The sequence below is a fragment of the Nocardioides sp. CPCC 206348 genome (assembly GCF_048654705.1).
In the GTDB taxonomy this organism is placed as follows: domain Bacteria; phylum Actinomycetota; class Actinomycetes; order Propionibacteriales; family Nocardioidaceae; genus Nocardioides.
Map to the genome: position 1 here is coordinate 1,973 of NZ_JBMCZA010000194.1, position 312 is coordinate 2,284.

Below are 312 nucleotides of genomic sequence, written 5' to 3' on the forward strand. Positions count from 1 at the left end.
TTCACCTTCGGACAACGGGCCACGCGTCCGGTCGACGAGGAAGGCGACGGGCTTGCGCAACATGCGGAACCCGTGTCGTCGCAGGAGCCGTGTTGCGGTGACGCCCGCGGCGAGGGGCAGGCGGCGTACCCGGGCAACCCGGGTGTCGAAGACGACGAGGCGATCCGTTCCGAATCGTTCCGGGGTCGCGCTCACGATCCAGTCACGCAGCCCGATCGTGGCCCGGGAGGGGGGTGCACCCTGGTGGACCGCGTCCTGTCGGCTCTGCGCGCGGCTCAGCGTGAAGGCGTGCGTGGGCGCTCCTGCCACCAG

1 protein-coding gene is annotated in these 312 nt (G+C 71.2%); it reads right to left on the reverse strand.

What is annotated here, in order from left to right; all coding sequences use genetic code 11:
- A partial coding sequence (locus ACOADB_RS17565; RefSeq protein WP_378601248.1) for a hypothetical protein occupies positions 1-312 on the reverse strand: 312 nt, incomplete at both ends.